We start from the raw sequence: 22,935 nt of genomic DNA on the forward strand, positions 1-22,935 counted from the left end.
CCTGACCATCCAAAATAATATGCTTATTGAATCAGCGGAGTTTCGGCAAGGGTTCGGCAGGCGTAAATTAATCAGAAGCTGACCGCCAGCGATGTTGTCGTAAATATGCTGTTGGCGGACGTGTTGCCGTCATTCCTGGTAAAAATGTTGTCATTGCTGCGCAATGTCTTGGCCTCGACGCGCCATAATATGTTATTGGCTATTTTGTAATCAAAATTGATCGAGAGGCCCAATATTTTAAAACCTTTAGTTGTGCCGGATGGGATGATTACGCCATGCTTGTCATCGTAGTATTCCGCTCTGGCCGCAATAGCGGTTTTTGCCGAAGGGGTATATCTCAGCATGATCTCTGGATTGAACCATGTATTCATGCCGGAAGAGTTCTTGTGCTTCTGCTCGGTACCGATATCAAAGCCGACCATCGCGGTAAGCTTGTCATTCAGCTTTAAGGTCCCATAAAAATTGTGGAAATACCGCATGAGCCTGGCAATGTCAGATTTGTCGTTGCCGATAAATGTGCTGCTATTCAAGGTTATTTTTGGTGAAAGCTTATAAGTGATTTGTGTACCGAATGCGGGGGTAGTATTACCCGCCACAGGTTGAATGCGCTGCCACCCATCCACAACTACTACACTCAAATACCATTTTTCGTTTTCCGACGTGTAGCTGATTCTGGCGCCTGTTTCGAAATAGGGTGTGTTTTCCGCGCTGATACTTCTGGTCAATGTCCAATTATCCTTGCCTATCGGGCTCTGAAAACCAATATGAGAGGGAAGAATGCCGGCATCCAGCCACAGATTTTTATCCGCGGATAGTTTCATGCCGACATTCGCAAGGTAGACGTGTTTTAAAAAACCGGGTTCGGCTGCATAATTCGCAGTCACGTAGCTACCCGTGGCGAACGCGAGGTTGGCCCGGGTATTGTTTGTCATATATGAGCCCGTGATTAAAGCCAGATTTAGCGCAAGCTGATCGTTTTTGCTATAGCTGACCAGAAATGACGGCTTTTTACCGACAAGATTATTGACATCGAAGTCATAGTAGGCTTCCGCATAACCACTGAGGGAAAACGGCGATGGCGGGCCGTTTGTTTCGGCCGTGTAATCCTTTGCATGCGCTATCCCGCTTACCGGCAGGAAAGCAGCGGATGCGAGAAGCATTGTCATTGTCAGGCTGAAATATCTTGACGCTCGGGATTTGGCATATATCACGGCAATGGATGGAGATCTCTCGGCTCGACAGGCGGCCGGATCTATGTGTACGATATCTCCAACAGCTTACAGCAAAGGGGACGCCGCTGTTGATACGCCGGCCTTGAAAATGAGACGCAACTACCCTGAAGGTTCGTTAAAACCCGGCGCAGGTAACGCCCGCATTTCATCCATTTTTACTCTTTACCCGGAATGCGTTTTTTGGGTGACGCATGATCCTGTATCATTGCGTTTTTAAATTTACGCCCGTGTTGCATGAAAATTACTTTTCTGGATTTTGAGCAGCCCATCGCTGAACTTGAAGCAAAAATTGAAGAACTGCGCTTTGCACAGGACGATTCAGCGGTGGATATTTCAGCCGAAATCCTGCGTCTGCAGAAAAAGAGTCAATCGCTGACCAACAGCATCTATGCGAAGCTTACACCTTGGCAGATTTCACAGGTCGCGCGACATCCACAGCGCCCTAATACGCTTGACTATATCCAGCATCTATTCACCGATTTCGAAGAGCTTCACGGAGACCGGAGTTTTGCCGATGACTACGCCATCATCGGCGGATTAGCACGGTTTAATGGGCAATCGGTAATGGTTATCGGACAGCAAAAAGGACGTGACACCAAGGAAAAAATTCATCGCAACTTCGGCATGCCCCAGCCTGAAGGCTATCGCAAGGCATTGCGCCTGATGCGCCTGGCGGAAAAATTCAGTGTGCCTTTAATTACCTTCATCGATACGCCGGGCGCATCACCGGGCATCGGCGCGGAAGAGCGCGGCCAGTCAGAGGCTATTGGACGAAATCTTTTTGTACTGGCGGAACTGAAAGTACCGGTGATCTGCACGGTTATCGGCGAGGGCGGTTCTGGCGGGGCGCTGGCAGTGGCGGTGGGGGATGTGGTGCAGATGCTGCAATATGCAACATACTCCGTCATCTCTCCTGAAGGTTGCGCCTCCATTTTATGGAAGAGCGCGGACAAGGCGCCGGAAGCTGCCGAGATCATGGGCATTACGGCTCATCGCCTCAAAACCTTGGGACTGATTGACAAGATCATCAGTGAGCCACCAGGCGGAGCGCATCGCGATTATCTGGCTACCATGCAGTCCGCCAGGAAATCATTGCAGGAATCGCTCAAGCAGTTACAAGGCTACTCCACGGAATTATTGCTGGAGAAACGTTTTGAGCGGCTGATGGGATATGGCAAATTCAAGGAAGTCAAAATCAAATAGCATTTCACGCAGGACTGAAAATGTGCTGCGTGAGCAGATTCAGTGCGGCGATCATCTGGCTATTGCATTGAGCGGCGGAGTGGATTCAGTCGTGCTGCTGGATTTGCTGGTGCCGGCATCGATTGAAATGCAGTTTTCGCTCTCGGCCATTCACGTCAACCACGGCATTAGCCCCAACACAGACAAGTGGAGCGAATTCTGCCGGGATCTATGCCGATCCAGAAGCATTCCCCTCGAAATTGCCGAGCTGAAAATCAGGCGGGAACCCGGCGTCAGCCTGGAGGCGCTCGCTCGTGACGAGCGCTACCGGATATTCGAAAAAATCAAAGCGGATTACGTGGTGCTGGCTCAGCATCTGGACGACCAGGCTGAAACCCTGTTGCTGCAATTGCTGCGCGGAGCGGGTGTGAAGGGCTTGAGCGCGATGCCGGTCGTCAGGAATCTGGCGCAGGGAAACGGTAAACTAGGATCAGAAGCCGGTGACGAGCAGTCGGGGCCGCTGGATGGCAGGCTGCGAATACTCAGGCCATTACTTGACGTGTCCCGGCACGAGATCGAAGAGTATGCCAGAGAGAATAGTTTGCAGTGGGTCACCGATGAGAGCAACGAAGATGTATCTTTCGATCGGAATTTCCTGCGTCATGAGTTTTTCCCTCTACTGGAGAAGCGTTTTCCTTCTTATCGCACGACTTTCCTGCGTGCAAGCCGACATATGGCGGAGGCATCCACTCTGCTGGATGAATTAGCCGAAGCTGACAGCAGGGAATGTATTGTTCCTGGAAAACTTCACATTGAAGATTTGCGGAAATTGAGTTTTCCTCGTGCCAGAAATCTGTTGCGCTACACCCTGGCGCAGCAGGGCGCGATACTCCCCAGTACAATAAAGCTCGAAGAAATTCTGCGGCAACTGCTGTCTTCCGGCCCAGGCTCAAAACTGCGGGTGATTTTCGGCAATGCCGAAGTTCGTTGCTTCAAAGGCGTGGTTCACATGCGCAACCGGGACATGCCAGGACCTGATGACTTGCTGGCCGTGGATTGGCAGGTGCCCTGGCATGGAGAAAAGCAACTGGTTATTGCCGAGCTAGGTGGTACGCTTATATTCACGCACGATAGCGGCATGGGGATCAATCTGCAAAAACTTTCGGAACATCCGGTAACGATCCGTCCGCGCCATGGCGGCGAGCGTCTGCGTCCGGATCGCAAACGCCCGCGCCGCAGCCTCAAGAATCTTTTACGCGAGGCATCGCTCCCGCCATGGGAGCGGGAAATGCTGCCGCTGATATTCAGTGGTGAACATCTCGTGTGCGTGCCGCGAATCGGCGTGAATTCCGACTTCCAGGCGACGGTAGGAGAACCGAGCCTGGTAATCCGGTGGCAGCCTGATACCCGACTTGTTTGATTAGCGTCAGCATGCTTTGGGCCGATTCTGCCGGTTGAGGGAAGGATGCAGCTGGACTCAGCGTCGGTCATCCGCCATCCTTGGCTTATGCCAGCTCGAAAACAAGCACCTCCGCTTTCTGGCCTTGATCGAGAACCAGGTGACTTTCATCCGTAAGGCTGGCACCGTCACCTGCGTGCAGGCGGGTACCGTTCAGCGATACCTCGCCGCGCGCGACGTGAACGTAAACATAGCCACCCGGTACGATAGTTTGCTCAACCCGCTCGCCGTCGTCCACCAGCGCGGCGAATAACTTCGCATCGGCGTGAATCTTTACGGACCCATCAGCGCTATCCGGCGAAGCAATCAATCGTAATCTCCCGCGCTTTTCTGTGTCGTCAAAATATTTCTCCTCATAGCCGGGAGAAATTCCTGTCCTGTTGGGCAAGAACCAGATTTGCAGAAAATGGGCTTTTTCGCTCTGGGAGGGATTGAACTCGCTATGTTGCACACCCGTGCCCGCGCTCATGCGCTGCACGCTGCCCGGGCGAATAATGGAGCCGGTGCCCATACTGTCCTTGTGCGCAAGCGCGCCCTCCAGCACGTAGCTGACGATTTCCATATCGCGGTGCCCATGCGTGCCAAAACCACCCCCCGGCTCGACGGTATCATCGTTGATTACGCGCAGCGCACGAAACTGGGTATGTTTGGGGTCGTAGTAATCCCCAAAAGAAAAACTGTGCCAGGAATTCAACCAGCCAAGATTGACATGACCGCGATCCTGGGCGCGACGTATATCTATCATGATTTGTTCTCCTTGTGGATAATGAAAATAAGGGCAGGGAAACGTTTGCGGCGAATGCACCCGCAATTGGCGAGAACGAAGCAGGCGAACTTAGCAGCCTATCGGACTTAAAGGAAATCGGCTGCAAAAGCGTCTGGGCGGTTCATATTTTGCCGCTTTTTCGACCAATAGAATAACTATTGGCCTTCAAAATCCGCAAAATCTGCCCTCACCCAGTCACTTTTTCGCTGCGATTCTTCAAGCCCGACAGGCTGCCAGCAAGGCAAGCCCACCATTTTATGGGCTCGCTGCAACTGAACTGTCCGTGAGCGTCACTGGCGCACCGCCGACAAAATGAGTAACCTTTGGGGGTTTGCTGCCTGTGTGAAAACTGAGGGCATTTTCCTGAACACGCTGATCCTCGCGCGTGACGCGCGTGTGCTGACGCAAATGATCGAGCCACGAGTCATGTTGGAAGAGCTCGACATAGCGGCCGGGCACGGTAATATCCTCAAAGATGCTCCAGGCAAACGCGCCATCGCGGCGGCGTAACGCGCCGAGCGGTTGCATCGCATCCAGGAAGGCCACGCGCTGGTCCAGCGCAACCTCGTATTCGATAGTCACCAGGACCGGGCCCCGGCGCCGATCCAGTTCCTCCGCGGCGGGCGGGTGCGGCGCCCAATGATCGGATGGCGCCAGGTCAGGCGCTTCCTGTGCTCCCAGGCTGAATCCGCGCGCAGCCAATGCCGCCGCCACGGCACCTGCGGCCGAGACCACCAGAGCCGCTGGAATGCCGGCTTCCGAGGCAAACCATCCCCATAGCAGACTGCCGAGTGCCATTCCGGCGGAGATCACCATGATGTAGAGCGATAATGCACGGCCTCGAACCCAGGTGGGCACCGAGATCTGCGCTGCGACCTGCAGCGAAGACAGGACAGTGACCCAGGCGGCGCCGGAAATCAGCATGACTCCGTACAGTACCGCTTCGCTCCGGATCGTCGCCAGGGCGACAGTGGTCAGCGCATACACTATGCTCGCGACAAGTACCAGGCGGTCACGCGAGACATGTGTCTGAAGCCTCGGTAAACTGATAACAGCGCCGACCGCGCCAATGCCGACAAAGGTCAGGAGAAATCCATAGGTTGCCGGTCCGCCCGCAAGCTCATTGCGCGCGATCAGCGGGAGCAGCGCCCATGCGGAAATCGTGAAGACAATGAAAGCGGTGGCACGGATCAGGACGGCGCGAAACGGCGATGCCATGCGCGCATAGCGCAATCCCGCACGCAGTGCCTGGAAGAAGCGCTCAGGCGGCAGAGAGCGCTCATCCGGTTGAGGTTTCCAGTGCCACAACATCAGTATCATGCCGATAAACGAGATTGCGTTAAGGCTATAGGCCGCCCATGGGCCCAGTTGGGACAGCATCAGGCCGCCAATGGCGGGGCCGATGGAGCGCGAGAGGTTCATCGACAGCGAACTCAGGGCAACCGCTTGCGGCAGCAGGTTTCTGGGAACGAGTTCGAGGCCGGTGACATTCATTGCAGGTGTTGCCATCGATGCTCCGATGCCCATGGCGAAGGTCAGTATCAATAGATACCAGGCATCGAGCTGATCGATGCCGGACAGGAAAGCCAGCGTGGCGGCTGCAAACGCCATCCATATTTGTGTTGCGAGCAAATAGCGGCGCCGGTCGACGATATCGGTGAGCGCACCGGCGACCAGCGCGAACAGTACCATCGGCAATGATGCCGCTGCCTGTACGAGGGACACCATCACCGGCGAAGGGGAAAGGTCGGTCATCACCCAGCCGGAGGCTACCGCATTGATCCAGGTACCGATATTGGAACCGAGAGATGCGAGCCAAAAAAATCTGAACGTCTGTATCTTGAGCGGCGAGTACGCGCCGGGGATCAAGGTGTTCGAGGGGTTATCGTTGGTGGACGTGCTCATCAGGAAACCCCGACTACAAAAATGTGACTGTTTTGCTCTTGCTTACCCTGACCTATAGATATTCAGACTGAATGAATGATAGGCGTTATTTAAAGTTCTTCCAAGGTCTATCCCCTTCTAACAGGTTGGATTCGAGTGAAGAAATCTGTACGAAGACATCAGTGTAAGTATTACAGTTTGGTGATCCAGTATCTTTATTGGTGAGTTAGAATAACCGATACTATTATCATTATTTTCGTAGGTTTTGAGTGCTGTTGTTAACATTCCCGGAGCCCCATGAGCTTGCTTTCGGAGTTTTTGCTTGTTTGAGACTCATTTCGCTAGCGCTGTTCGCCGTTGTAAGACGCTCCCCCAGTTTTATCATCCAAATTAAAGCATATTGTTTACAGAGTTTTTTTGCAAAAGTTAGGCGGTATATTTCAAAGAAAAAAAATACGATGAATGCGCTCATAAGTTTTGCGACTACCGAACTGGAACAATTTCTTTCGAACGGATTAAAATGGTGTTGTCAAAATATCAAACGAATGGAGAGGATATGGGCGACATAAAACTGATTGAAAAACAGATTGAAGGCCTTGATGATAAAGCTTTCGCCGAGCTTGCTGCGTGGTTTGCCGATTACGAAAGCAGCAGATGGGACCGGCAAATTGAAGCAGATTCCTATGCCGGCAAATTCGATGCTTTCATGGAAGAAGCGTTGACTGAACACCGAAATGGAAAAACGGCTCCACTTTAGACGCCTTGAAGCATTTCACATCAACTCGCTTCTGGCGTTGCTATCAACAATTGCCGACAACGGTTCGTGACCTCGCCGACAAGAATTTCCTGCTTTTGCAACAAAATCCTTCCCACCCGTCATTACAGTTCAAAAAGATTGGAAAAGTTTGGTCCGCCAGAGTCGGCGTGCATTACCGCGCAATTGCCGCAGAAACCGATAAAGGATTGGTCTGGCTCTGGATCGGTAGCCATGCGGACTATGACAAATTATTTTCTTAAAAATGGCTAAACCCAAATCCACTTATTCCTGCACCGAATGCGGCGGCCAGACCTTGAAATGGCAGGGGCAGTGCCCGCATTGCCAGGCATGGAACACACTGGTCGAGGCAATCGCCGAAAAAACCGTGACCCGCTTTACGCCGGTATCCGAAACAGGACAGGTGCAAAGCTTGAGCGAGGTGAAGACGGGGGAAGAGCAGCGTTACTCCACCGGCATGGCCGAATTTGACCGGGTGTTGGGTGGCGGCCTGGTGCATGGCGGCGTGGTGCTGCTGGGGGGAGATCCGGGAATCGGCAAATCCACGCTGTTGCTGCAAGCACTATGTCATATGTCGAAAATATCCGCTACGGGTAACGTATTATATGTGAGCGGCGAGGAGTCGGCGCAGCAGGTGGCGCTACGGGCACAACGCATGACCCTGGATGCCAAGGCGATACATTTTCTGGCGGAAATACGGCTGGAAAAAATCCAGATAGCACTGGCGGAACGCAAACCGGATGTCGCGGTAATCGATTCCATCCAGACGATTTATTCCGACGCGCTGCAATCGGTGCCGGGTTCGGTCGCGCAGGTGCGCGAGTGTGCCGCTCAATTGACACGATTGGCGAAAGCCAGCGGCACGTGCATCATTCTGGTGGGCCATGTCACCAAGGAAGGGGCACTGGCGGGGCCGCGCGTGCTGGAGCACATGGTGGACACGGTACTCTACTTCGAGGGCGACACCCATTCCAGTTTTCGCCTGATTCGAGCTTTCAAGAACCGCTTCGGCGCGGTGAACGAACTCGGCGTATTCGCCATGAGCGAAAAGGGTTTGCGCGAGGTGAGCAATCCTTCGGCCCTGTTTCTTTCCCACCATGGGGGGCAGGTGCCGGGATCGTGCATCATGGTGACGCAGGAGGGCACCCGGCCGCTGCTGGTGGAGATCCAGGCGCTGGTGGATGAGGCCCATGCGCCTAATGCCAGAAGACTCAGCGTGGGGCTGGAGCAGAACCGTCTGGCGATGTTGCTGGCGGTATTGCACCGCCACGCCGGCATCGCGTGTTTTGACCAGGATGTGTTCGTCAATGCGGTGGGTGGTGTGAAAATTACGGAACCGGGTGCGGATCTGGCAGTATTGCTGGCTATTGTTTCTTCACTCAAGAACAAGCCGCTGCCGGAAAAAACGGTGGTGTTCGGTGAAGTCGGGTTGGCGGGAGAGATACGCCCGGTCCAGCGCGGCCAGGAACGGCTGAAGGAAGCCGCGAAGCTGGGATTTGTTCAGGCCATCGTCCCTAAGGCCAACAAGCCGAAGCAGGCGATTTCCGGTATCGAGGTCATTGCGGTGGAACGGGTGGAGGAAGCCGTTGCGCAAATGCGGCGGTGAAGCGCTGCAGTGGGTATAAGTCGGGAGAAGGGACATGGAGGGTCGGATGCGTTCCCGGTTGTGGTGGCTGGGCATTCTTTCAGCCGGGATGTTCCTGATTGCAGCGATTGTGCCGCCTATTCCCCAGCCCCAGGCGTATCATCAGTTTGCCGATGCGCGCAACTTTTTCGACATACCGAATTTTTGTGATGTCACTTCCGGCGTTGCCTTTCTGTTTGTCGGCGTAGCAGGTTTGCGGTTTCTGCTGGACCCTTGCGGGTGGCGGGCAGCGGGGGTATTCGTCGAGCCGTCCGAACGCTGGCCCTACCTGATTCTTTTCCTGAGTGTGGCAATGGCTTGCTTTGGCTCGGGCTATTATCACCTGATGCCCGATAACGACCGCCTGATGTGGGACCGGCTACCGATTGCCATCGGTATAACCGCACTGCTCGCCGCAACGCTCAACGAACGCGTCAATCCAAAGCTGGGCTCGCGATTGCTGCCTGTGCTGGTCGCGATTGGAGCAGGAACGGTGGTGCACTGGCATTGGAGTGAACAGCGTGGCATCGGCAATCTGAACTTTTACGTATTCGTACAGTTCTATTCATTGCTGGCGGTTATTCTGCTTGCCATTTTTTTCCGGTCGAGATATACCCGCGGAGCTGATATTTACGTGGCGCTTGCGCTCTATGGCTTTGCCAAGCTTGCGGAACTCGAGGATCAGGAAATTTATGATCTCGGTCATGTGATAAGCGGTCATACGGTAAAGCATCTGCTTGCCGCCGCCGGTGTTTACTGTATCCTGCACATGCTTGGAAAACGTGAGCCCCTGCCGGAGAAACTGGAACGGCCGGAGCCGAGCGTTGCACGCTTGTCGTAGCGCTTGTATAGCGACTGATGATTGAAGAATAAGATAGGAGAGTGAAGTGCATCTTGTAGAAGCTTATGAACTGATAGGTGGTGAAACAGCTATCCGTCGCCTGGTGGACCGTTTTTACGATCTGATGGATGAAGACCCGGACTATTACGGCATACGTAAACTTCATCCGCAGGATTTGGGCAGTTCGAGAGACAAGTTGTTCATGTTTCTATCCGGTTGGACAGGCGGCCCATCCCTGTATACCGAAAAACATGGCGAGCCGCGCCTGCGAACCCGTCATAAGCCTTTCCCGATAGCCGCTCCGGAGCGTGACCAGTGGTTGGACTGCATGAATCGTGCGATGGCGGACGTTGGATTGGACGAGGAATTGTGCAAAAATCTCGCCAAGGCTTTCTATCAGACTGCCGATTTCATGCGTAACCAGCCGGAATAAGAGAACGATTCATTCGTGCCACGCCGCAATACTCCGGCAACTGGTATGGGCATATCCGGGGAACTGTATCAGTTAACGCAAACGGCCCGGATTCAGCGATTTCGACGCTGAATCCGGGCCATTTGCATTATAAATGTGATCTGTTACTTGGTTCTGAAGTGAGATCCGGGAGCGCTGCTATTCCTGAACGTATTTCCTGCTGCATTACCCCGCGTACCGGTGCGATTATCGCCAAACGAACGGCTGCGGCTATTATCCCAGTTACCGTTGGCACTATTTGCGGTGCTGGAGCGGCCGCCGTCATTTGACCACGTGCGATTGCGTTTATGGGCGACGCTGGGCGCACCACCTGTTCCGGTGCGCGGCTTGAACCGGGGCTCAAGACCCGGCACCACGTGCGATTCGATTCGCTGGCCGGTGAAGCGTTCGATCTTTTTCAGAGTAATGCCGTCTTTGCCCGAAGCAAATGATACCGCGATCCCTGATGCGCCGGCACGGCCGGTGCGGCCGATACGATGCACATAGTCTTCGGCAAATTTTGGCAGATCGAAATTGATGACGTGAGTGATGCCCACCACGTCGATTCCACGTGCTGCGACATCGGTTGCCACCAGCACCCGTAGTGCGCCACCGCGAAGCTTGCTCAGCGTACGCGTGCGATCACGCTGATTCATGTCGCCATGCAAGGCGGCGGCTTCATGGCCCTGGGCGGAAAGATTGTCGGCAAGCGTATCTGCATCGCGTTTGGTGGCAGTGAAGACGATGGCCTGTTTCAAGGCCAGATCACGTAAAAGATGATCCAGCAGCCGATTCTTGTGAGAAAGATCGTCGACATAATGCAGACGTTGCTCGATATTGTCGAGTCGCGCCTGCTGTGCCGCAACCTGGATGCGTTTGGGGGTTTTCAGCAGCCGTGCCGCGACATTGTCTATCGCGCTATCCAGCGTGGCCGAAAAAAGCAGCGTCTGGCGAGTTGCGGGTGTGGCGGAAGCGATTCTTTCGACATCATCGATAAAACCCATGTCCAGCATACGGTCGGCTTCGTCCAGCACCAGCATTTCCAGGCGCGAAAAATCAATGCGGCCGCGCTGGATGTGATCGATCAAGCGGCCAGGCGTTGCTACCAGAATATCTACCGGTTGTGAAAGCAGTTTATTTTGCAGCGGGTATGGCATGCCGCCAAGAATGCTTACGACCCGGACGCGGGGCAGATGCTTGCCGTATTTGGCAGCGGATTCGGACACCTGAAGTGCGAGTTCGCGCGTCGGCGTCAAGACCAGTACGCGCGGTCCACGGCTGTGTACGCTGGATGGCGTGGCAAGGCGGTGCAGCGCCGGCAACATGAATGCAGCGGTTTTGCCGGTACCCGTCTGGGCGGAAGCCATGATGTCGTGACCAGCCAGCAATTCGGGAATGGCCTGCTCCTGGATGGCAGTGGGCGTGGTGTAGCCTGAGTCGATGATAGCTTTGAGGATAAGCGGGTGTAGATTCAGATTTTCAAAAGACACGTTGTTTTTTTCCTATTAAATGAAAAAATATGCACCTCATGAGAATTCGAGGTTCGAGGCCAAGCGGAGCGTGATCAAAAGTTTTGCTGCTTGCAGTCATTGACATGCGAGGAGCAATTTCTTTTGCGCTTGTCTCGGCCAGAAACCTGGACTCATAGAGGCGCTTTAACGCGCGCAAACAGAAAAGGTTGCCGAAATTGATGGGCAAAATACCGTTGGCGCAAGCGTACATATAAGACATCGCCGCTAACCACGGTACCGCACAATTTCCGTTGGAGGCTTGAAAATCGAAGAGAGGTCAGGAACGATGAACCGATAAAAACCCGGAAAGACAGTAGGGGCTTTTCATCGAAGCGGCGAGTATACACGAATCAGTGTTCGTATAGAAAATATTTTTAAGAAAAGATAAGGACTGGCAAATGAAGAACTCGGACGCACGCCGCCGTGCTTATCGCCTCTTCTTCACATCAGGCTTTCGCCGGATGCGCGGCCTGAGCGATTATCTCGCGCTTCAACACTTCTATCTGGGGCTCGTTCAGGGTTTCGGTCTTGAGCAGTTCCTCCGCGGCCCGGTCAAGCAGCGCACGATTAACCATTAGAACGCCGATAGCACGCTCCAGCGCATGATCGACAAGCGCGCGCACGGCGCTGTCGACCGCATTTGCGGTTTCCTCGCTGTAGTCCCGGCTTTGAGGCATCGGTACACCGGGCTGAAGGTAAGTCGATCGTTCGCGGTCATAGGCGACGTGGCCCAGGGCATCGCTCATCCCGTAGCGCAACACCATCGCGCGGGCAAGATCGGTCGCGCGGATAAGATCGTCGGATGCACCGGTCGATATCTCGCTGAATACCACTTGTTCCGCCGCGCGGCCGCCCAGCAGCACCGCCATCTTGTTTTCCAGCTCGGCTTGCCTCATCAGAAACCGGTCTTCTGTCGGACGCTGGATCGTATAGCCCAGCGCGCCGACGCCCCGGGGAATGATCGAAATTTTATGCACCTCGTCAGTGCCCGGCAAGGCCAGGGCTACCAGGGCATGGCCTAGCTCATGGAATGCGACGACGCGCCGCTCTTCCGGGTTGAGCAGACGGTTACGTTTCTCGAGGCCCGCGACGACCCGCTCAACGGCGTTATTGAAATCATCCATCGTGACCGAGGTACCAGAACGCCGGGTTGCAAGCAGCGCCGCTTCATTGACCAGATTCGCCAGATCCGCTCCGGTGAATCCTGGCGTCAATGCTGCGATCTGCTCAGGCTTGACATCGGTATCGAGCGCCACTTTTTTCAGGTGAACGGCGAGAATCTGCTCACGGCCCAATTTGTCCGGCCGGTCCACCAGCACCTGGCGGTCGAACCGCCCCGCCCGCAATAATGCGGGATCGAGGATCTCGGGCCGGTTGGTTGCGGCCAGCAACACTACGCCGCTTTTCGGATCGAAACCATCGAGCTCAGCCAGTAGCTGATTCAGTGTCTGTTCTTTTTCGTCGTGCCCACCCATCCCATATGCGCCACGAGCCCGCCCCAGTGAATCCAGCTCATCGATAAATATGATGGCGGGCGCCATTTGTCGTGCCTGCTCGAACAGATCGCGCACCCGCGCGGCGCCAACGCCGACGAACATCTCGACGAATTCGGAGCCGGAAATGGAAAAGAACGGGACACCCGCCTCGCCCGCGACCGCGCGGGCCAAGAGGGTCTTGCCGGTACCGGGCGGACCGATCAGCAGGATACCTTTGGGCACGCGTCCGCCAAGGCGGCCATACTCTTTGGGGTCCTTCAGGAAATTGATGATCTCGACCAATTCTTCTTTTGCTTCATCGACGCCGGCGACATCCGCGAAGGTGACTTTGGTTTCCGTCTCCACGAATACCTTGGCACGGCTTTTGCCGATCGACATCAGGCCGCCGCTCATGCCCCCCGGATTCATGCGTCGAATGATAAATAACCAGATCCCGACAAAAATCGCCATCGGCAGCAGCCAGGACAGCAGGTCACGAACCCACGTGCTCTGAACCACGCCGGTATAGATAACGTTGTGCTTATCCAGCTTATCAGCCAGTTCGGACTCTACGCGCGTGGTAACGAAATTCTTTAACCCATCGGCGCCTTCATTCTTGAGTGAGCCGTAAATATGGTTTTCGGTGATCGCGATCTCCGCGATCTTGTCCTGATCGAGCAATTCATGAAAGCGGCTATAGGGGATTGGCTCGACCTTTGTGTATTTCGTGTACCAATTCTGTACAACCAGGATGCCGAGTATCGCAATGATGACGTACCAGAAATTGATTTGCGTTTTCTTGTCTATGGGATTCCCCATTTGTTTTATCTTATCCATACCATCCTTATTGCAAAGTGCTTGTGCTTAGAGACAATTCAGCAAAGGGTTTGTTCAGCATGGCGCGGGCTGGGCGAAGATCTGGGCATGGCGTATGCATGGTATGCACTAAAAAGTCGCTTCCGCAAGGGGCGTACAGGATTGAAACTGCATTTTATTTCTTCAGCTAAAAACGACGCACGCAATGACCGGTCCTGCGACCGCTCGGCTTGACGGCGAAACACTAAATGAGTTCTACTTTGATGGTCCGCCTGGACCGCCAAATAGAAGCATAGGCGAAATTGCATAGAAATCAATGGTATTGTTGGCTCCCAGCTCGATAAACGGCTGTTGGGGCATACGCCGGTCTCTCAACTCATCGTCCGGATTCACTTATTATTTTTAGTGGGCTCCGGTAGCGTATTCAAACAGCCTGTCTCGTTCATGTCTGTTGCGAAATCCCTTTCTCGTATCCATCCGGCGCAAATACGGATATCAGTACGCCTTCTGGTGCTCATCCTTTTTACGGTGGGAAATGGCGGCGTCGCCAATGCACAGCAATCCGATGCCAAAAACACGCCGCCGGCAGTCACCATTTCAGCACCGGAACCGTTGCGCGATTTGCTGAAAACGCATTTTCAGCTACCGATGACGCAACTGGTCGATGAAACCGACCGCGCGACTTTCATGCGCCGGGCACGGAAGCAAATAAGCGAGTTGCTCGCGACCGAAGGCTACTACACGCCGACCATGACCTTGCATTCCGCGACGCCCCATGCCATTCCCGGGACAATCCCGGTGCTGGAAGTCATACCGGGACCCCGCACCCTCGTTACAGAAGTCGATATCGAATTCAAGGGAGATCTGGCAACTGATGAGTCCGGGCGGCGCGCGCGTATCGAAAAGCTGCGAGCTGCCTGGCCCCTGGGCGCGGGCCAGCCATTTCGCTCGCCAGCCTGGGAAGAAGCCAAAGCAATACTCTTGTCCAGCGTGGCGGCGGAGGATTATGCCGCAGCGGAGATAGAAGAAAGCAAGGCGGAGGTGGATTCAGATTCTCATAAGGCGCGGCTATTGGTGATAGTGGACTCCGGTCCTGCTTTTCGCTTTGGAAATCTGGAGATCAAGGGACTCAGCCGCTATGATCCAACGCTGATCACCGGGCTGGCTCCATTCAAAGTGGGCGATTCTTATCGGCGAGATCAATTGCTCTCATTCCAGACGAAACTGCAAAACCTCCCGCAGTTCAACTCAGCAGCCGTCAACATTAAGCCTGATGCAGTGACGCATCAGGCAGCACCGGTGGAGGTGGTTTTATCGGAGGCTCAGTCGCAGCGCGTCTCGGTTGGGGCAGGCTACAGCTCCAATACCGGCGGGCGAGGCGAGATCAATTACACCAACAATAATTTTCTGGACCGTGCGCTGCTGCTGAATGGCGGATTGCGCCTGGAACAAAAACGCCAAACGCTATCCACTACCGTCGAAAGCGTGCGGGACCAGGCCGGCCGCTGGTTTTCTCTGGGAGCAGGTGCCGAAAGAACTTTTATTCAGGAATTGGAAACCGTACGCGAGAAGGTAGGCATAAGCCGTAATCAACTGTATGACAAAACGGAAACCCGCTTTGCGCTTAACTGGCAACGGGAAGACCGGGCGCCCAAGGGGGGACTGCATCAGATAAACGAGACTTTGGTACTGGACGCGCAGTTGCGCTATCGTTCAGTGGACGATCCATTGTTCCCACGGGATGGGATGGTAACGGAAGTGCGTATCGGAGGCGGAAGCAAACAGGCGTTATCTGATCAAAATTTTCTGCGCACCTATATAAGGCATCAATTCTGGTACCCCATCGGGAAACGCGATGTGCTGTTGCTGCGCGGCGAGCTGGGGTATACGTTTGCTCCATCGCGCTTTGGTATCCCTCAGGAATACCTGTTCCGTGCCGGTGGCATCCAGTCCGTGCGCGGTTATGCATTCCAGCATCTGGGTGTACGCGAAGGTGAAGCCATAGTGGGCGGCCGAACCATGGCTACCGGTACGATTGAATACAATCACTGGTTTACGCGTGAGTGGGGCGCCGCCGTATTTACCGATGTCGGTGATGCTGCCGACAGTGTACGTCAGCTCGATCTTGCGGTTGGATACGGAGGAGGTGTCCGCTGGCGCAGCCCTGTTGGGCCGCTGGCGCTCGATCTCGCGCGCGGGCAACGTGACGGCAAATTGCGCCTGCATTTTTCGATTGCCGTAGCATTCTAAAAAGAACATGCCGAACTTTCCGGAAGGTCAGACTGAAAAATCCGCCATGAAAAAATGGCGATGGCGATGGGCCGCGCTAGTGCTTGTTGCCCTCGTTACCCTGGCTGCGGGCATCGGCATCTGGCTATCGACAAGCACTTCCGGGCTGAAGTCGCTCGCATCGGCAGTCTCGCATATCAGCGGCGACAATCTCTCGTTTGAAGAACTGGATGGAGCGCTTTCGGGATCGATCAGCGCACGGACCATTCGCTTCGCGAGTGACGATCTGCTTGTCATCGCAAGAGATGTACAACTGAACTGGCAACCCGGTGAGTTACGTTCGGGCCATGTGACGATTACAGCACTGTCGGCGAAAGAAGTGGAGATCGTTTCGCCACCCTCTTCGCAACCAAAATCCTTGCCCGCAAGCCTGGAGCTGCCTTTTTCGCTGTCTTTGCATAAACTCGATATCGGCACGTTACGCGTAATGAATGAAGAGGGCGGCAGGCCAGTATTTGTCGCGGCAGAGCTCATGGCGGGGTTGGAAAGCAACGGCCGGAGGCATCGGTTATCCGGGTTGCGCACCCACCTCGAATTCGGCAGATTGATCGCGTCGGGCCAGCTGGACGGTATCAGGCCATTCGATCTACATGCCGAAGCTGAACTGGCCGAGCTTGCGAATTCCGATTTCCCGGCGCTTGGAACCACCGGTTCGCGTATTTCAGCCATCATTAAAGGCAACCTGGAGCGGTTCGACATGACAGCGAAAGGGAGCGGCGCCGGGTTGACAGGGCAGGGCGAAGCGCAACTGCAGCCTTATGGTCCTATTGTTATCGCCGGGCTGAGCTTGTCTGTGAGCGGACTTGATCCGCATGTTTTTTCTGCAGGTGCGCCGACAGCGAGTCTCACGGTGCAGGCAAACCTGCACGAGGTTGTTGCCGGGCAGCTCGAAGGTAGCGTTTCGGTGGAGAACAATGCGCCCAAGCCGCTTGATCAGGGCGGCTTACCTGTGCTTCAGGCGCGTGCGCAACCGATATTATCTGCCGAATTGCTCCAGCTCAACGATTTGACGCTGGTGGCGGCAGGCGGGGGAACCGTTTCGGGAAGCCTTGCCTGGCAGCTCAAGGAGGCGACAGGATCAGCGGATCTGATAATCAGCCGCATTGATCCCGCCAAGCTTGATACGCGCCTGCGCCCGGCAAGCCTGAATGGTAAGGTAAAGCTCAGCGGCGACACGCGGAATCAAGACGCTATTCTGTCGCTTCACGACAGGAAGTTGCGTCTGGATGCCCATGTAGTACGGGCAGGTGACGCCTTGACACTGGACAAGATGCGCCTCAGCCATGGCCGGTCCCAGCTTACAGGTCAAGGCAAACTTGGGCTAAGCGGACCACGGGCATTTAATTTCGAAGGCAGGCTCCAGAATTTCGATGTTTCCGCATTTGTACAGGCGCCGCAAACGAGCCTCAACGCAGCGCTGGAGTTGACGGGCGAGCTGGAGCCTGGAGCGGCGGGCGGGGAGACAGCAGCCGGCCCGGCAGGCGCGATACATTTCAAGATGGGGAACAGTCACGTGGTAAAACAGCCCGTGAGCGGTCATGGGCGGGTCGAGGTTGCGGGTTTCAGTAGAGTCAAGGGTGAGGTCGAGGTGCGGCTCGGTAGCAATCATTTCACCGCGCGCGGCGGCTTCGGCCGCAAAGGTGACCAGTTGCAATTCGAGCTTGCCGCACCGGCTCTTGTACAGATCGGGCACGGACTCAGCGGTTCCCTTGCTGCCAGGGCGGTGCTGGAGAGCGGTTCCGCCGATTTTTCAGAACATGGTTTTCAATGGCCGGATATGACGTTCAATGCAAAAGGGAATAATCTTGCGCTTCCAGGCGAGCACCATTTTGGCAGTGTAGCGGCCGATGGCAGCCTGCATGGCGATGTCGTCGCATTAACGATAACGGCCGCGGATTATGCAACGAAGACAAAAAGCATGTTGCAGAATCTGAAGCTGGAAGTGGAAGGTAAAAGATCGCGGCACGAAGTACGGATAGCGGCTCGCCTGAATGACCACCAGAGCCTGGTGGTGCGAGCAGCGGGCGAATTGAACAAACCGGCTCAGCAGTGGCAAAACGCGCAATGGTTGGGAGAATTATCCGAACTGTCGGGAACCGGTCGATTTTCCTTTCAGCTGGCGGGTATGGCGCCGCTGGGCATGAGCGCCAGGCACGTATCGTTTGGCGCAGCAAAGTTTATCGTTGCCGGCGGAACCGCGCAGATCGATGGAATTGAGTGGACGCCCCAAATATGGAGTAGCAGGGGTAATTTTACCGGGATTGGACTGCGCCTTGGCGCCGATGCAGTCGAGAACGGGCCGAAAGATAATGAAGCACTTCGGCTGGGCGGCAAATGGGACATCGCATCGGGGGCGCGGCTGACGGGGAGCCTTAGCGTTGCACGTGAAAGTGGCGACTGGATATTACCGGGGGGCGACTCGCCGCTGCCGCTGGGTTTGCAGACGCTTCAGCTCGCTGCCCAGGCCGTGGACGGGAGATTGACGGGAGAATTCAAGGCGAGAGGAAAGCGCCTGGGTGAGGCGAGTGCCTCACTCTCCATGCCTGTCACAAGATCCGCCGAGTCTGCCATGAACTGGACGGTACTGCCCGCTGCAACCCTTACGGGAAATCTACTCGTCGATATGGACGATATTTCCTGGGCTGGTCCGGCGTTCGATGACAATATACGAACGGGGGGGCGGCTTGCCTTGCGAGCGGATGTCGTCGGCACTTTCGGCAGCCCTCGTCTGGACGGGCAGATATACGGCGACGATCTGGCGTTGGCGCTGCTGGAGCAGGGCGTGCGGCTTGAGCAGGGAAAACTGTCGGCGAGCTTCGACCAGGAATCCTTACATATGGATGTTCTGAATTTTACCGCTCCTCACGTGCCCCCGCCCAATGACCGGCTGCTCAAGAACCTGAAGCTTGCCAAAGGGCCGGGCAGTTTGAGGGCATCGGGTGTGATGGATTTAAAGGGGCAGCGCGGTAATCTGGAAATTATCGCCGACCTCGTGCCGTTGGCACAGCGGCCGGATCGCTGGATCATTGCTTCGGGAAATGGTCGCGCCAGCCTGGAAAACAACATGCTCACCTTGAAGGGTGGCCTTGCCGCAAAGGCGGGGTTGATTGCCCAGCCAACTGCCGGTAGCCCGCACTTGCCGGATGATGTCATCGTTACGGGAGGAGCGTCCTCTGACCATCAGCCCGACCGAAAGGGCTTGCGGGTCGATATGGAGGCCAACCTCGATCTGGGCGATCAATTCTATATCCGTGCCTCGGGTCTCGAGGGAAGACTGGCTGGCCAGTTGAGCCTGCGCGGCGAGCCCGGGCATCGATTGCGAGCCATTGGCACCATCGCTGCGCGCGATACCAGTTTCGAAGCTTATGGCCAGCGTCTGGCGGTAGAGCGGGGTATCGTTGATTTCAAGGGGCCGATTGACGATCCCGCGCTGAATGTACTTGCCGTGCGCAAAGGGCTGGCGGTAGAGGCCGGCGTCGAAGTGACCGGAAGCGTACGTCAACCTAAAGTACGGCTGGTATCTACCCCGCTTGTACCCGATCTCGAGAAACTTTCATGGATCGCACTGGGCCGCGCCCCTGGAGGAAAAGCTGATGCATCATTGCTGCTCGCCGCAGCCGCGTCTATTCTGGGTGGGCAATCGGGGGGCATCACGGACAAGATCAGCCAGGCGATCGGCGTGGATGAGCTAACCATAAAACAGGCGGGAAGCGATGCCTTGATGGGGCAGGTCGGCATTGTCGGCAAACGACTTTCGAAGCGAGCCTATATCAGCTATGAACAAGGACTGACTGCCGTGGTCGGCGTAACCAAACTCACCTATACGCTTACCCCCAGAATCAATCTCGTCACACGAGCGGGTATTGATAATGCAATAGACGTGCTTTATACGTTGCGGTTCGACTGAATTCGCGGTAGGGGAGATGATCGAGGATAACCGGATAAAAGCAAAAGCATATTTTCGCTGAAGCACAGGCCGGGCGGTCATGCCGGCCATGAGCAAGGGGTTAATGATTACACCTGGCACATGGTATACCTGGCCGCTTGATGTAAGCCTGATGTGACCAGGCTATCTCATTGGCATTTCCGATCACGCCCGTCATACGAGCCGCCGGTATTGATAATGCGATGGATGTGTTTTACACTTTAAGCCAGATTGAGCTGAAATATTTTTCCATTCCGAATCAATAACTCATCGGAGGAAATATGGCAACATCCGATCAGATTGTCGATGCCGCGGTTGGGCTCGGCGAGCAGAAATCATGGGAAGCCGTGCGCCTGCATGATGTGGCGGCTGTGCTGGGAATCAGCCTGGACGATGTGCGTGCGCATTTTCGCGAGAAAGAGGACATTGTCGATGCCTGGTTCGAGCGAGCCGATAGCGCCATGCTCAAAGCCGCGCAGGCTTCCGACTTTATATATCTGACGCCGCGCCGGCGGCTTCACCGCTTGATCATGACATGGCTTGGCGCGCTGTATCCGTATCGCAAGACAACCCGGCAGATGATCTACGGCAAACTGGAGCCGGGGCACATCCATATTCAGCTTCCGGCACTGATGCGTATCAGCCGTACGGTTCAATGGATGCGCGAGGCGGCGGGCCGGGATGCCACTTATTTCCGGCGCGCCCTGGAAGAGACCGGGCTCACCACGATTTATCTGGCTACGTTCATCCATTGGATGAGCGATAACTCTCCCGGTGCAGCCAGAACCGGCCGGTTTCTCAACGGGTGCCTCTCGATGGCCGAGAACCTGGATCGCTTTGTATTTACCGGTCGCAGCATGGAAGAAAGAGGAGGCAGCGAAAAAGCGCCACAAGGTACCTGAGGTACCTGAGCCCGAGCCCAAACGCACGTATCGCTCTCATCGTTACTGAAGCGGCATGGACACGCTGACCCATGCTTTAAGCGGCGCACTGCTGGCGCGGGCAACCGCGCCGATGAGGCCGGCCCCGGGTGAGTTGACGTCAGGCGTGCGCACGACGGTCGGGTTCGTGGCAGCCGCGTTTCCCGATTGCGATTTTGTATTGCGCCTGTTTGATCCGCTCACCTACGTAACCCTGCACCGAGGCGTTACTCATTCGATCATACTCTTGCCCGCCTGGGCATTGCTGCTAGCCTGGCTGCTTTCCCTTATCTTGCGACAACGCTACTCGTGGCGGGCGATCTATAGTACGGCCGCTCTGGGCATAGCCATTCATATCGCGGGCGACGTATTTACCGCTTACGGCACGATGCTGCTGGCACCCTTTTCCCGTCATCGTTTCGCCATTCCATTCACGTTTATAATCGACCCCTATTTCACCGCAATTATTGCAATCGGCCTGGTAGCAGCCATGCTCCGGCCTCAGGGACGGCGTCCAGCCGTGATCGCCCTCCTGGTTTTAGGAGGCTACGTAGGGTTTCAGGGCGTTCTGCATTCTCACGCAGTCAAGGTGGGCGAGGTCTACGCTGAAAATAGCGGGTTGTTCGAAGCCGAAGTCCATGCTTTTCCTCAACCGCTGTCGCCTTTTTACTGGAAGGTCATCGTCAGCCATGGCGATGACTATCAGGTTGCTTCGATCGATCTATGGCGAACCCATAGCCGCAAGCCGCCGGATCCAGCAAGTGGAATACTGGGCACGTGGGAGAAGATTGCCGCAGGCTACCAGCCAGCCTCGGCCGCAAAATGGATACGACGTGGGCGATTTGGCGATACGGATTCCCAGCGCCATCTTGCCCATGAAGCATGGACGCAGGATATTTTTGCACCGTTTCGCCGGTTCGCAGCATTTCCTGCGCTCAACCGGATCGAGCCCACAGGAAATGGCGTTTGCGTGTCGTTTCTCGATTTACGCTTTACCGTTCCTTCGCTCCCGCCATCTCTGGTATTCGGCCTGTGCCGCGACAGTCCCGCAGGTCCCTGGCGGCTCGAACATAAGCAGGGACTCTTTTGAAGAGACCAACCTGAAGGGATTAGCGGAAATATCCGTAGTCGAATATACAAAAAAAAGCTGAAAAGAGTTTTCCGCTTCAGCATCCAGGACCCGGGGCTCATCCATAAAGTCACCCGACTCAGCATCCACCCCGAAGTTACGCGTCACTAATGGCTACGCTCATCGGGCTTAGCCATCCGGCAGGAATTGCGCTCGATGCGGCAATCAAGCTGCTCGTGCGCGCGCTCTTGCTGACGTCATAGTGCCATGGCGCGAGATCAGTCACTCGACGATCCCAAACCCGTTTTCTTCTGGAAATCTTCATGAAAGTTGACATTTATCAAGGTTTCAACACGCGTTGCGCAATACGATTCGATACCGGATATGAGAGTCCGATTATCCTTAATGTTCGACCGGAGCGACTTTGGATTCATTCCCGGAAGAAGCTGATAAGACCGGTAATTATCAAGGTTTTTTATCCGGCTTGGATAAGGATTCTCATCATTGGCAATCAGCGACCAGGTGGGGGGAGATATGAGTAGCAAAGCAGCAGCAACCATAGTTGGGATTGTGGCGACCGCATTGTATTCCGGACTGGGAATGGCGGCAGCGGCGGATCCTTACCAGTTAAACTTGCCCGAGCCGCAAACGCCGATAGCCCAGCAGATATATGATCTTCACACGCTGGTTTTATGGATATGCCTGGTGATATTCGT

The 22,935-nt window shown here is 55.2% G+C and carries 16 protein-coding genes and 1 pseudogene; 12 read left to right on the forward strand and 5 right to left on the reverse strand.

Annotation, left to right across the window (positions count from 1 at the left end; all coding sequences use genetic code 11):
• Positions 1–71: 71 nt before the first annotated feature.
• A complete protein-coding gene (locus BLP78_RS04210; RefSeq protein WP_090456825.1) occupies positions 72–1,166 on the reverse strand; it encodes a porin in 1,095 nt (364 codons plus the stop codon).
• Between the two features lie 300 nt (positions 1,167–1,466).
• On the opposite strand from BLP78_RS04210, the gene BLP78_RS04215 reads away from it, so the two are divergent.
• Positions 1,467–2,435 carry an acetyl-CoA carboxylase carboxyltransferase subunit alpha gene (locus BLP78_RS04215; RefSeq protein ID WP_090456827.1) on the forward strand — a complete coding sequence of 323 codons (969 nt, stop codon included), beginning with the start codon at positions 1,467–1,469 and terminating at the stop codon, positions 2,433–2,435.
• Positions 2,404–3,834 carry a tRNA lysidine(34) synthetase TilS gene (tilS, locus tag BLP78_RS04220; protein ID WP_090456829.1) on the forward strand — a complete coding sequence of 477 codons (1,431 nt, stop codon included), beginning with the start codon at positions 2,404–2,406 and terminating at the stop codon, positions 3,832–3,834. The genes BLP78_RS04215 and tilS overlap by 32 nt, the downstream gene beginning before the upstream one ends.
• An 85-nt stretch (positions 3,835–3,919) precedes the next feature.
• On the opposite strand, the gene BLP78_RS04225 is transcribed toward tilS, so the two are convergent.
• Both BLP78_RS04225 and BLP78_RS04230 read right to left on the reverse strand, forming a co-directional pair.
• Complete coding sequence (locus tag BLP78_RS04225; RefSeq protein ID WP_090456831.1) at positions 3,920–4,618, reverse strand: pirin family protein; 699 nt, start codon at positions 4,616–4,618, stop codon at positions 3,920–3,922.
• A gap of 276 nt (positions 4,619–4,894) precedes the next feature.
• On the reverse strand, positions 4,895–6,544 hold the full coding sequence (locus BLP78_RS04230) for an MFS transporter (protein ID WP_090456833.1): 1,650 nt from the start codon (positions 6,542–6,544) through the stop codon (positions 4,895–4,897).
• Positions 6,545–7,079: 535 nt separating this feature from the next.
• On the opposite strand from BLP78_RS04230, the gene BLP78_RS04240 reads away from it, so the two are divergent.
• Genes BLP78_RS04240 through BLP78_RS04260 form a run of 5 tightly spaced genes read left to right on the forward strand, consistent with a single transcriptional unit; the run spans position 7,080 to position 10,196 of the window.
• A complete protein-coding gene (locus BLP78_RS04240; RefSeq protein WP_090456837.1) occupies positions 7,080–7,280 on the forward strand; it encodes a hypothetical protein in 201 nt (66 codons plus the stop codon).
• Between the two features lie 5 nt (positions 7,281–7,285).
• Positions 7,286–7,540: a ParE family toxin-like protein gene (locus tag BLP78_RS04245; RefSeq protein ID WP_090456839.1), complete on the forward strand. Its 255-nt coding sequence runs from the start codon at positions 7,286–7,288 to the stop codon at positions 7,538–7,540.
• A gap of 2 nt (positions 7,541–7,542) precedes the next feature.
• Positions 7,543–8,904, forward strand: coding sequence for a DNA repair protein RadA (gene radA, locus BLP78_RS04250; protein WP_090456841.1), 1,362 nt, complete (start codon positions 7,543–7,545; stop codon positions 8,902–8,904).
• Positions 8,905–8,938: 34 nt separating this feature from the next.
• Positions 8,939–9,763: an alkaline phytoceramidase gene (locus tag BLP78_RS04255; protein ID WP_256330038.1), complete on the forward strand. Its 825-nt coding sequence runs from the start codon at positions 8,939–8,941 to the stop codon at positions 9,761–9,763.
• A gap of 46 nt (positions 9,764–9,809) precedes the next feature.
• Positions 9,810–10,196, forward strand: coding sequence for a group II truncated hemoglobin (locus BLP78_RS04260; protein WP_090456843.1), 387 nt, complete (start codon positions 9,810–9,812; stop codon positions 10,194–10,196).
• A 143-nt stretch (positions 10,197–10,339) separates the two neighbouring features.
• Here the strand turns inward: BLP78_RS04260 and BLP78_RS04265 are convergent, their stop codons facing one another.
• Positions 10,340–11,704 carry a DEAD/DEAH box helicase gene (locus BLP78_RS04265; RefSeq protein WP_090456845.1) on the reverse strand — a complete coding sequence of 455 codons (1,365 nt, stop codon included), beginning with the start codon at positions 11,702–11,704 and terminating at the stop codon, positions 10,340–10,342.
• Between the two features lie 467 nt (positions 11,705–12,171).
• Positions 12,172–14,007: an ATP-dependent zinc metalloprotease FtsH gene (gene ftsH / locus BLP78_RS04275; RefSeq protein WP_218118914.1), complete on the reverse strand. Its 1,836-nt coding sequence runs from the start codon at positions 14,005–14,007 to the stop codon at positions 12,172–12,174.
• A gap of 453 nt (positions 14,008–14,460) precedes the next feature.
• On the opposite strand from ftsH, the gene BLP78_RS04280 reads away from it, so the two are divergent.
• The 5 genes and pseudogenes from BLP78_RS04280 to BLP78_RS04305 form a co-directional block, all read left to right on the forward strand.
• On the forward strand, positions 14,461–16,266 hold the full coding sequence (locus BLP78_RS04280) for an autotransporter assembly complex protein TamA (RefSeq protein WP_090456853.1): 1,806 nt from the start codon (positions 14,461–14,463) through the stop codon (positions 16,264–16,266).
• A 46-nt stretch (positions 16,267–16,312) separates the two neighbouring features.
• Positions 16,313–20,212, forward strand: a complete 3,900-nt coding sequence (locus BLP78_RS04285; protein WP_176752778.1) for a translocation/assembly module TamB domain-containing protein — start codon at positions 16,313–16,315, stop codon at positions 20,210–20,212.
• A 299-nt stretch (positions 20,213–20,511) separates the two neighbouring features.
• Complete coding sequence (locus tag BLP78_RS04290; RefSeq protein ID WP_090456857.1) at positions 20,512–21,132, forward strand: TetR/AcrR family transcriptional regulator; 621 nt, start codon at positions 20,512–20,514, stop codon at positions 21,130–21,132.
• Between the two features lie 55 nt (positions 21,133–21,187).
• Complete coding sequence (locus BLP78_RS04295) at positions 21,188–22,240, forward strand: metal-dependent hydrolase (protein ID WP_090456859.1); 1,053 nt, start codon at positions 21,188–21,190, stop codon at positions 22,238–22,240.
• Positions 22,241–22,753: 513 nt separating this feature from the next.
• Positions 22,754–22,935, forward strand: a pseudogene (locus tag BLP78_RS04305) (cytochrome c oxidase subunit II); the annotation flags it as partial.

Origin of the sequence: Nitrosospira sp. Nsp1 (genome assembly GCF_900100985.1) — a bacterium.
Taxonomy (GTDB): domain Bacteria; phylum Pseudomonadota; class Gammaproteobacteria; order Burkholderiales; family Nitrosomonadaceae; genus Nitrosospira.

Coding starts and splice junctions, on each gene's coding strand:
- BLP78_RS04230 (WP_090456833.1), bottom strand. CDS start 6,544: ATGAGCACGTCCACCAACGATAACCCCTCGAACACCTTGATCCCCGGC.
- BLP78_RS04210 (WP_090456825.1), bottom strand. CDS start 1,166: ATGACAATGCTTCTCGCATCCGCTGCTTTCCTGCCGGTAAGCGGGATA.
- BLP78_RS04240 (WP_090456837.1), top strand. CDS start 7,080: ATGGGCGACATAAAACTGATTGAAAAACAGATTGAAGGCCTTGATGAT.
- radA (WP_090456841.1), top strand. CDS start 7,543: ATGGCTAAACCCAAATCCACTTATTCCTGCACCGAATGCGGCGGCCAG.
- BLP78_RS04215 (WP_090456827.1), top strand. CDS start 1,467: ATGAAAATTACTTTTCTGGATTTTGAGCAGCCCATCGCTGAACTTGAA.
- BLP78_RS04285 (WP_176752778.1), top strand. CDS start 16,313: ATGAAAAAATGGCGATGGCGATGGGCCGCGCTAGTGCTTGTTGCCCTC.
- BLP78_RS04290 (WP_090456857.1), top strand. CDS start 20,512: ATGGCAACATCCGATCAGATTGTCGATGCCGCGGTTGGGCTCGGCGAG.
- BLP78_RS04225 (WP_090456831.1), bottom strand. CDS start 4,618: ATGATAGATATACGTCGCGCCCAGGATCGCGGTCATGTCAATCTTGGC.
- tilS (WP_090456829.1), top strand. CDS start 2,404: ATGGCAAATTCAAGGAAGTCAAAATCAAATAGCATTTCACGCAGGACT.
- BLP78_RS04295 (WP_090456859.1), top strand. CDS start 21,188: ATGGACACGCTGACCCATGCTTTAAGCGGCGCACTGCTGGCGCGGGCA.
- BLP78_RS04280 (WP_090456853.1), top strand. CDS start 14,461: ATGTCTGTTGCGAAATCCCTTTCTCGTATCCATCCGGCGCAAATACGG.
- BLP78_RS04255 (WP_256330038.1), top strand. CDS start 8,939: ATGGAGGGTCGGATGCGTTCCCGGTTGTGGTGGCTGGGCATTCTTTCA.